Origin of the sequence: Pseudomonas sp. KCJK9000, assembly GCF_046230725.1 — a bacterium.
Classification (GTDB): domain Bacteria; phylum Pseudomonadota; class Gammaproteobacteria; order Pseudomonadales; family Pseudomonadaceae; genus Aquipseudomonas; species Aquipseudomonas promysalinigenes.
In genome coordinates this window covers 1-8,883 of the sequence record NZ_JBJJLN010000100.1, presented here as the reverse complement: position 1 = coordinate 8,883, position 8,883 = coordinate 1, and the positions used below count along the sequence as shown (strand labels likewise).

Genomic DNA, 8,883 nt, shown 5'->3' with positions numbered 1-8,883 from the left:
GCAGGCACGGCAGCGAGAATGTTGACGCAAGCCTGGTAACCGTTGGCGCGCACCAGCACATTGCGCGAGCGCCCGACTTTATCCAACCAGCTGTCGACCATGTTCTTTTCCGAGATCCACGGGGTGGGAAAAACATGGGACGAAGCGCAGAACTCATCCAGGCTCATGGCGCTGTCGTTGGCCAAGTGGTCAGTGCTGGTCAGGCACACGAAATCATCGTTGAGCACCGCCTGCCACTGCAGCTCCGGGTGCATCTGGTGATAACCAGGCCCGAAACCGATGGCGACATCGATTTCACCCGAAATCAACCGGTCCACCGGCAGGTCGCGGCTCAGGCGGTCCAGATGCAGCGACGTGTTGCTCTGAGTCCGAGAAAGCGTTGCCAGCGCCAGAGGCAGAAATGACAGTTCGAAATACTCCGGCGCACACAGCCGCCAGATCTTGCGTACAGCCTGCGGCGACACCGCGCTGTCGTCTTCGGCACAGCGGTTGACCGACTCGACGACCACGCGCAGGTAGGGCGCGATCTTTTCCGCCTTGGTGGTGGGCTGCAGCACACCCTGCGAAGAAGAGAACAGCGTGTCGTCAAAGCACCCGCGCAGGCGCTTGAGGCAGTAGCTGACCGTGGGCTGGCTGACATTCATCAGCTCGGCAGTGCGCTTGGCGCTACGCAGTTCAAGCAGGTTGAGAAAAACCACGATGTCTTGCAGGTCCAACTGCTTGAGGTAATTGCTGTGAAGCATGGAAATTCCTCCTGAATTTTCCACTCATGATGTAGGGGGCCCTTCGCCGGGCAGGTGCATGAGCATTTGCTTCAACAGTTGCGCAAACGCCATACGCTGCTCGGCGCTGAGCGGGGCCAGTACAAGCTCCTGAATCTCAGTATGGGTAAGGACGGCCTTCTCGATCAATGCCTTACCTGCTGCGGTCAGCGCCACTTGGAGGCTACGCTTGTCGTGGCTGGCGGCTACGCGCTCGACCATGCCGGCACTTTCCAGTCGCGCCAGGCGGTTAGTCATCGCCCCAGAAGTGATCAGCAACGAGCGATACAGCTCGGTTGGCGTCAGGCGATACGGCGCCCCTGCGCGGCGTAGCGTGGCCAAGACATCGAACTCCCCTTCCTTGAAACCGTACTGCGAAAGGGCCTCTGCACGCATGCGCTCCAAGTGCTTCTGAACCCGCACAATCCGCCCGAAAACTTCCATGGAGGTAACATCTACCGAGGGCATCGCTTGCCCCCACTGAGCTACCACGAAATCGACATGATCCTCCATAACGCCCCCATACGCGCTGATTGTCATTGTTGAACGTCACACAATCCTATACCTAACCGCCTTTTAACTATCTTAACGTTAAGTTATCTTGGCGAGCATGTAGCTGAAGGATCAGGAGATAGTCATGGCGTTTTTCACACACGAGCGGCACCGGCACTACTACTTCGACAGCGGCGCAGGCAGCCCAGTCTTGCTGTTGCATGGCCTGGGCAACAGCGGGCGAGCGTGGATGCCACAAGTCAACGCCTTGCTCAGCCTGGGCCATCGCGTCATCGTGCCCGACCTGCTAGGCCACGGTGCCTCTAGTCAAGCGCCTGAAGGTATCACAGCCCATACGCAGGCATTGCAAATGTTAGCCTTGCTCGATCACCTGGGGCTGGCCTGCACCCACCTGATTGGGCTTTCACTGGGTGGCATGGTGGCCCTGGAAATGGCCTGCCTTGCCCCGCAAGCGGTGCAGAAGCTGGTGGTCGCGGGATCGTTCTTCAGCATGAGCACCGCACACCGTCAGGCGACGCTGGACGAATGGGTCTGTGGCCTACAACGCACTGACGGTTGCCTGAAGCGATTCGAGTCGACATGGCCGGCTCTGGTGGGTGCCGGCTTCGCAGCCTCGGCCCGCGGCCAGCGCCTCTATCAGGCCTGGCACGCCCAAGCCGCTCAATTGTCGGCAGCGAGCCAGATCCACTGGTGCACTGGCATGAAGCAATTTGACATAGGCCAGGGATTAGCACTTGTTCAAGCGCCGACGCTGGTACTGGCTGCCTCGGGCGACCTGATCAGCCCGCTTTCTGAAGCCGAGGAAATCACCCGCCGTATCGCCAATGCCCGTCAACTGACCCTGGCGGGGGATGGCCACGTTTTCAACATCGCCCATGCCCAAGCGTTCAACCAGGCAATCAGTGAATTCCTGCAGGAGCAACCTGACCATGCGTGATCTGCCAAGCAAAGCAGGCGTTGGCTTGCTGGCCCTGTTGATCGGGCTGAACCTGCGCCCGATCATGGCCGCAATTGGCCCCCTGCTGGGGACACTGCAGCAGGACCTGGGTTTGAGCAATACCCAGGCCGGCCTGCTGACGACGCTGCCGGTAATGATGATGGGCGTGTTCGCGCTTTCAGGCCCCTGGCTGCTGCGATGGGTTGGCGAAATAAAAGGGGTGGCCATGGGAATTCTGCTGATTGCTGTCAGTTGTGCGGCACGCGCGTACGTAGCCTCGGGCTCGGCGCTGATCACCACAGCCGCACTAGGCGGGGTAGGCATCGCGATCACTCAGGCGCTGATGCCGGCGTTCATCAAGCGCAGCCACCCCGAAAGTGCAGGCATGCTCATGGGGGTGTTCAGCACAGGGATCATGGGTGGCGCAGCGCTGGCCGCTGCATTTGCGGCACCGGGTGCGAACCTGTTCGGCTGGCAACTGACCTTGGGCGTGGCGGCATTGCCTGCGTTGCTCGGGTTGATCGCTTGGCTGTTCGCCGCAGGTAGCAATGCTGGCAGCGACAACGAAGCGAGCCTGCCTTACACCAGCGCGCGGGCGTGGCTACTGTTGGCATTTTTCGGTATCGGCACCGGCGCCTACACCCTGGTGCTGGCCTGGCTGCCACCGTTTTACGTTGAATTGGGCTGGACGCCTGCGCAGGCCGGTTATTTACTGGGCGCTCTGACCCTGACTGAAGTCGTTGCAGGCTTGCTGGTATCGGCCCTCATTCACCGCTGCCCCGACCGCAGGCTCCCCTTGGCAACGGTGATACTGCTGGTGCTCCTGGGGTTGGCTTGCCTGATGAGCGCACCCCTTGAGCTGGCGATATTGGCTACCTTGTGCCTAGGGCTTGGCATTGGTGCGCTGTTCCCGCTTTCGCTCATCGTCACCCTCGACCATGCGCAGTCGCCGTCTCAGGCAGGGGCTTTGCTGGCATTCGTCCAGGGAGGGGGCTACCTGATTGCAGCCACGGTCCCGGTAATGGCTGGCGTTGTGCGCGACCAGCTCAGCTCCTTGCACTGGGCCTGGGCAGTGATGGTCATCGGTGCCGTGCTGCTATTGGTGTTAACTGCCCGTCTGCGCCCGGCATCCGCTACGCTATCGCTTGCGGCGCGATGATTGCGAACACCGATAAGGCTCGACTACGTGGCCGCCAAACAGCGAAAACCTGACAAAACCGTCAATAAATGAAGGATTTCACAGAAGTTGGCGGTTAATTGAATGACTGGTCAATAATGATGGCCATGTGGCATCATTTAAATAAAAACGATCGTTGAGGGTGAGGCACACATCTAAATCTGCAGCGCATCCAGAGCCTGGCGCCACCCGGTGACCCGGCCATTGGGCCAAGCTCTTGACGCCTGCCTGCAAACGTCAAGGAGCACTTCATGCATTTACGGAATATGCGGATCGGTACTCGCGCTGCCGGTGTATTCGCCCTGTTGGGCCTTCTGGTCCTGATCATGGGCCTGGTCGCTCTCTATGAAACCCGGCAGATGGACGCCGCCACGGATGAGATACGAATAACCTGGATGCCCGCAGTGGCTGCTTTGGGTGACATCAGCACCAACCTGGGCCGTTCCCGCGCTGTGACATTGCGCGCCGCACTGGATGACAGCGCCGCAGAGCGCGAGCGCAATGTCGAGATGCTCAAGGGCATCAACGCGCAACTTCAGTCGGGCCTCAAAGACTACCAAGACACCATCATCGACGCCGATGACCGCGCCCTTTTCGACGCTTTCACTACCGCTTACCAGCAGTATTCGGGCCTACAGTCGCAGGTCATGCAAGCCATCGCCGCCGGCCAAGTCAACGAAGCCAGGCAACAGATCAGCGGCCCTCTGACCCAATATGCCGACACCATGATGAAAGCCTTGAGCGCCCTGCTCAGCTACAACAGCAAAGGTGCCGAGGACGCATCGCAACGCAGCAGTGATGTGGCCGACCAGGCCTTCACGGCGCTTATCGTCTCGCTGGTGGTGATCATGCTCGCACTGGCAGGCATCGCCGTAATGCTTACCCGTAGCATCGTGGTACCGCTGGCCGAGGCCGTGACCGTGGCCGAGCGGGTAGCCACGGGCGATCTGACCCATGACATAAAGGTGGTTGGCCATGATGAACCCGCCTTGCTGCTAGGCGCCCTGAACCGTATGCAACGCAGCTTGCGCGACACGATCCGCCAGATCGCCGCCTCCTCCGACCAGTTGGCTTCAGCCTCTGAGGAGCTACACACTGTCACCGAAGACACCAGCCGCGGCCTGCATCAGCAAAGCGCAGAGATCGATCAGGCCGCCACCGCCGTCAACCAGATGACCGCTGCCGTGGAAGAAGTGGCGAACAATGCAGTGACCACTGCCGACGCCTCCAAAGGCGCCGACCAGAGTACCCGCGATGGCCAAGAGCAGGTCAATCAGGCCCTGGCATCGATCGAGCACCTGGTCAATGACGTGACCGGCACCTCTACCGAGATCGAGCAGCTGGCCAGCAACGCCAACGAGATTAGCCGGGTGCTGGATGTCATCGGGGCCATCGCCGGGCAGACCAACCTGCTGGCGCTCAACGCGGCGATCGAAGCCGCCCGCGCAGGCGAGGCAGGCCGAGGCTTTGCAGTGGTGGCGGACGAAGTGCGTGCCCTCGCCCACCGCACCCAGCAGTCCACCGCAGAGATCGAGCAGATGATTGCCGGTATTCAGAATGGCACCGAGCGTGCGGTATCGGCGATGCACACCAGCCGCGGCCGGGCAAACGGCACGCTGGAAGTGGCGCAAGGTGCTGGTCAAGCGCTGGAAGTGATCGCCGAGGCCATCGCTTCGATCAACCAGCGCAACCTGGTGATCGCCAGCGCCTCGGAAGAGCAGGCGCAGGTCGCACGGGAGGTGGATCGCAACCTTGTGAACATCCGCGACCTGGCGATGCAGACATCGGCGGGGGCCAACCAGACCAGCGCTGCGGCGCAGGACCTGTCACGCCTGGCGGTGGACCTGAACACCATGGTGGCGCAGTTCAAGGTCTGATCATAAACAGCAAGGGCCGCGTAGCGGCCCTTGCTGGATCGTCATCGCCAATCAGTCGTTGACGCTGGCCATCCTTGTTGCCTGTTCGGCGGCCTGGCCGCGAGTAGCCAGGCAATAGTACAGCGGCACCGTCACGATCAAGCCGAACAACCAAGAAAGGTCGGCGCCTTCGACAAGGTTGGAGTACGGCCCCACGTACAGCGCGGTATTGGCGAACGGCAACTGCACCAGGATGCCGCAGGCGTAGGCAATGATCGCATGGTGGTTGAAGCGACCATAGATGCCCCCGTCCGCACGGAAGATCGACTTGATATCGTACCGGCCCTTCTTGATCAGGTAGAAGTCGATCAGGTTGATCGAAGCCCAAGGCACCAGCACCAGCAACAGCGCCAGGATCAGGCCGATGAACTGGCCGATGAAGCCTGCCGAAGCGTTCAAGGCTACCATCGCGCAGCCCAGCAAAATCAACGTCGCCAGGATCACGCGTACCTTGATGCTGGGAGTCCAGTCGGCCGCGAAGGTCTGGATCGCAGTCACGATCGACAGCACCGCGCCATACAGGTTGAGGGCGTTGTGGCTGATGATGTTGAGCAGGAACAGCACCATCAGAATCGGCCCCAGCCAACCGGTGGCCTGCTTGACCGCGTCCATCGCATCAACACCTTCGGGCACGCACAGCACGGCGATGGTGCCGAAGCTGAAACACAGGATGGTGCCAAGGGTGGCGCCGAAATAGGTCGCCCAGAATGGCTTGGCGATGCCGACTTCCCGCGGCAGGTAGCGTGAGTAGTCAGAGGTGTAAGGGGAGAAACTGATCTGCCAGATCACACCCAACGACACCGTGGCAATGAAGCCTGACCAATTGAAGGCACCGCGGCTCAAGAAGTCGGCCGGCAACGCCTGGGCGAACATCATGATGAACCCGGCCAGCAGTGCCGAACCCATCACCCAGGTGCCGATACGGTTGAGGATATGGATGAAGCGGTAGCCGATCACCCCGATGGCGGTGGCGCTCAACGCCCCGATCACGATCGCACCCGGCATTGGCACACTGGGGGCGATGCCGTGGATGGTCTTGCCCGCCAGCACGATGTTCGAGATGAAGAAGCCGACATAGATAAGTGCGGTGAAGAACACGATCAAAAGCGCGCCGTAGCGGCCGAACTGGCCACGGCTTTGAACCATTTGCGGAATCCCCAGCTGCGGTCCCTGCGCAGAGGCCAAGGCGATGAACACGCCTCCGATCAGATGCCCGAGCACGATTGCGACCAACCCCCACAAAAGGTTCAGGTGGAACACCTGGACCACCATGGCGCCGGTGACGATTGGCAGTGGCGCGATGTTGGTACTGAACCAGAGGGTGAATAGGTCACGCGCCTTCCCATGGCGCTCGGCAGGTGGAACGTAATCGACCGTGTGATTCTCGACAAACTGGTGTTGCGACGACGGTTGGGACATAGGTTTCAGCTCGAAAGGTCGTTTTTATCGTTGTAAGGAAACCGCATCTAGGCGGCCTCTCAGCTGCGGACCATATTATGGTATTCCAAACTTTTGACAACACTGATCCGTAGCAAAAAATGCTATCTGCACCCCTTGCGCAGCGCCTGCGACAAACCGACTCACCGCTCAAAGCCAAGGTTTACGGGGCCTTGAGCCGCTCATCGTTAAATGTGCGCTTAGAAAATTCCGCTTGCAAAATAGGTATTACGGTATACCATCAGACACATCAACGATAAAAACCGCGGACCGCCGCAGCCTTTTAGAGGTACTTCCGATGATTGACGCAACCGTCTACAAGAACGTCCTGGGCTCTTTCCCGTCCGGCGTTACCGTCATCACCACCCTGGACGACGACGGCTCGGTCGTCGGCCTGACCGCCAGTGCGTTCTCTTCCCTGTCGATGGACCCACCGCTGGTGCTGTTCTGCCCCAACTACACTTCCGACTCCTACCCCGTACTGATCAAGCAAAAGCGCTTCGCCATTCACCTGCTCTCCGGTGAGCAGCAGGCCGAAGCCTACGCGTTCGCCAAGAAAGGCAAAGACAAGGCCAGCGGCATCGAGTGGAGCCTGAGCGAACTGGGCAACCCGATCCTGGCTGGCGCCACCGCCGTCATCGAGTGCGAACTGTGGCGTGAGTATGAAGGGGGTGACCACGCCATCATGGTTGGCAAGGTACATAACCTGATCGTCCCCGAGGAAGCACCCCGGCCGATGATCTATTGCCGCGGCAAGATGGCCAGCCTGCCGGCATTTGCCTGAGCTTATTGTGAATCGAGACACCTGGCGCCTGCCAAACCTGGCGACAGACAATTACAAGCGTTGAGGAAAGCCCCATGAAATTTTCGTTGTTCGTGCACATGGAACGTTGGGATGAACAGGTCAGCCACCGCCAGCTGTTCGAAGATCTGACCGAACTGACCCTGATGGCCGAGCACGGCGGTTTCAGCACCGTATGGATCGGCGAACACCACGCCATGGAATACACCATTTCGCCAAGCCCGATGCCGCTGCTGGCCTACCTGGCCGCACGTACCGATAAAATTCGCCTGGGCGCCGGCACCATCATCGCCCCGTTCTGGAACCCGATCCGCGTCGCTGGCGAATGCGCCCTGCTCGACGTGATCAGCAACGGCCGCATGGAAGTGGGCCTGGCCCGGGGCGCCTATCAGTTCGAGTTCGATCGCATGGCAGGTGGCATGCCAGCCACCGATGGCGGCAAAGCCCTGCGCGAAATGGTGCCGGTGGTGCGCAAGCTTTGGGAAGGCGACTATGCCCACGAGGGCGAGGTCTACAAATTCCCCACCTCCACCAGCGTACCAAAGCCCTTCAACGCCACGCCGCCAATGTGGATCGCCGCTCGCGACCCCGACTCGCATAATTTCGCCGTGGCCAACGGCTGCAACGTCATGGTCACGCCATTGATGAAAGGCGACGAGGAAGTGCTGGACCTGAAGAACAAGTTCCAGGCCGCATTGGACAACAACCCCGACGTTCCTCGGCCGCAATTGATGGTACTGCGCCACACCCATGTCCACAGCCCATCTGAGCCCGATGGCTGGAAGATCGGCGCCCAGGCCATCTCACGCTTCTACCGCACCTTCGACGCCTGGTTCGGCAACAAGACCACCCCGGTCAACGGCTTCTTGGAGCCAAGCCCTGAGTCGAAGTTCGCCGAAGTCCCGGCATTCCAGTTGGACAATATTCGCAAGAACACCATGATCGGTACGCCGCAAGAGATCATCGCCCGAATCAAGTACTACCAAGAGCTGGGTGTCGATGAGTTCAGCTTCTGGTGCGACAACAGCCTGCCCCACGCCGAGAAGAAAAAGTCGCTGGAGCTGTTCATCAAGGAAGTGGTGCCGGCGTTCGCCTGAATTCCCATTGCCTGAGACATTGCGGGACACGCCCGCTCACGTTGGCACCAGTGGCCGATGTGAGCGGGATTTTTTTGTCCGGTGTATGCCTTGGGATTTGTGGTGGTTCGCGGAACGAGCGCCGCCCGCGCGGCGCATCGCGAGCTGCGCTCGCCCCTACGTTTGTTTCGGGCCAATTATTCCTGCGGGATTTGCTGGCCTCCGCCTCGACGCATGACGCAACAACACTTATTACATACCAGT

Annotated in this window: 8 protein-coding genes and 1 pseudogene; 6 read left to right on the top strand and 3 right to left on the bottom strand. The window is 60.1% G+C overall.

Features of this window, described 5'->3' with window-relative positions; translation table 11 throughout:
- Together ACK59H_RS22460 and ACK59H_RS22455 are read right to left on the bottom strand one after the other, a co-directional pair.
- A partial coding sequence (locus tag ACK59H_RS22460) for a LysR substrate-binding domain-containing protein (protein WP_409264938.1) occupies positions 1-743 on the bottom strand: 743 nt, incomplete at its 3' end.
- 24 nt (positions 744-767) lie between these two features.
- The gene (locus ACK59H_RS22455; RefSeq protein WP_060480283.1) at positions 768-1,274 is read right to left on the bottom strand and encodes a MarR family transcriptional regulator; all 507 of its coding nucleotides are present in this window, start codon (positions 1,272-1,274) and stop codon (positions 768-770) included.
- 124 nt (positions 1,275-1,398) lie between these two features.
- Here ACK59H_RS22455 and ACK59H_RS22450 point away from each other — a divergent pair, with 124 nt between their 5' ends.
- From ACK59H_RS22450 to ACK59H_RS22435, 4 genes and pseudogenes are all read left to right on the top strand, one after another.
- Positions 1,399-2,211: an alpha/beta fold hydrolase gene (locus ACK59H_RS22450; RefSeq protein WP_060480282.1), complete on the top strand. Its 813-nt coding sequence runs from the start codon at positions 1,399-1,401 to the stop codon at positions 2,209-2,211.
- Positions 2,204-3,370: an MFS transporter gene (locus tag ACK59H_RS22445; protein WP_060480281.1), complete on the top strand. Its 1,167-nt coding sequence runs from the start codon at positions 2,204-2,206 to the stop codon at positions 3,368-3,370. The genes ACK59H_RS22450 and ACK59H_RS22445 overlap by 8 nt, the downstream gene beginning before the upstream one ends.
- A 269-nt stretch (positions 3,371-3,639) precedes the next feature.
- A pseudogene (locus ACK59H_RS22440) lies at positions 3,640-4,410 on the top strand (MCP four helix bundle domain-containing protein); the annotation flags it as partial.
- Positions 4,402-5,265: a methyl-accepting chemotaxis protein gene (locus ACK59H_RS22435; RefSeq protein WP_371326793.1), complete on the top strand. Its 864-nt coding sequence runs from the start codon at positions 4,402-4,404 to the stop codon at positions 5,263-5,265. The pseudogene ACK59H_RS22440 and the gene ACK59H_RS22435, both read left to right, overlap by 9 nt.
- A 51-nt stretch (positions 5,266-5,316) precedes the next feature.
- Here the strand turns inward: ACK59H_RS22435 and ACK59H_RS22430 are convergent, their stop codons facing one another.
- Positions 5,317-6,723: a cytosine permease gene (locus tag ACK59H_RS22430; RefSeq protein ID WP_186477936.1), complete on the bottom strand. Its 1,407-nt coding sequence runs from the start codon at positions 6,721-6,723 to the stop codon at positions 5,317-5,319.
- 316 nt (positions 6,724-7,039) lie between these two features.
- Between ACK59H_RS22430 and ACK59H_RS22425 the strand changes: the two genes are divergently transcribed.
- On the top strand, positions 7,040-7,525 hold the full coding sequence (locus tag ACK59H_RS22425; protein WP_060480278.1) for a flavin reductase family protein: 486 nt from the start codon (positions 7,040-7,042) through the stop codon (positions 7,523-7,525).
- A 74-nt stretch (positions 7,526-7,599) separates the two neighbouring features.
- On the top strand, positions 7,600-8,640 hold the full coding sequence (locus tag ACK59H_RS22420) for an LLM class flavin-dependent oxidoreductase (protein WP_060480277.1): 1,041 nt from the start codon (positions 7,600-7,602) through the stop codon (positions 8,638-8,640).
- The last annotated feature ends 243 nt before the right edge of the window (positions 8,641-8,883 follow it).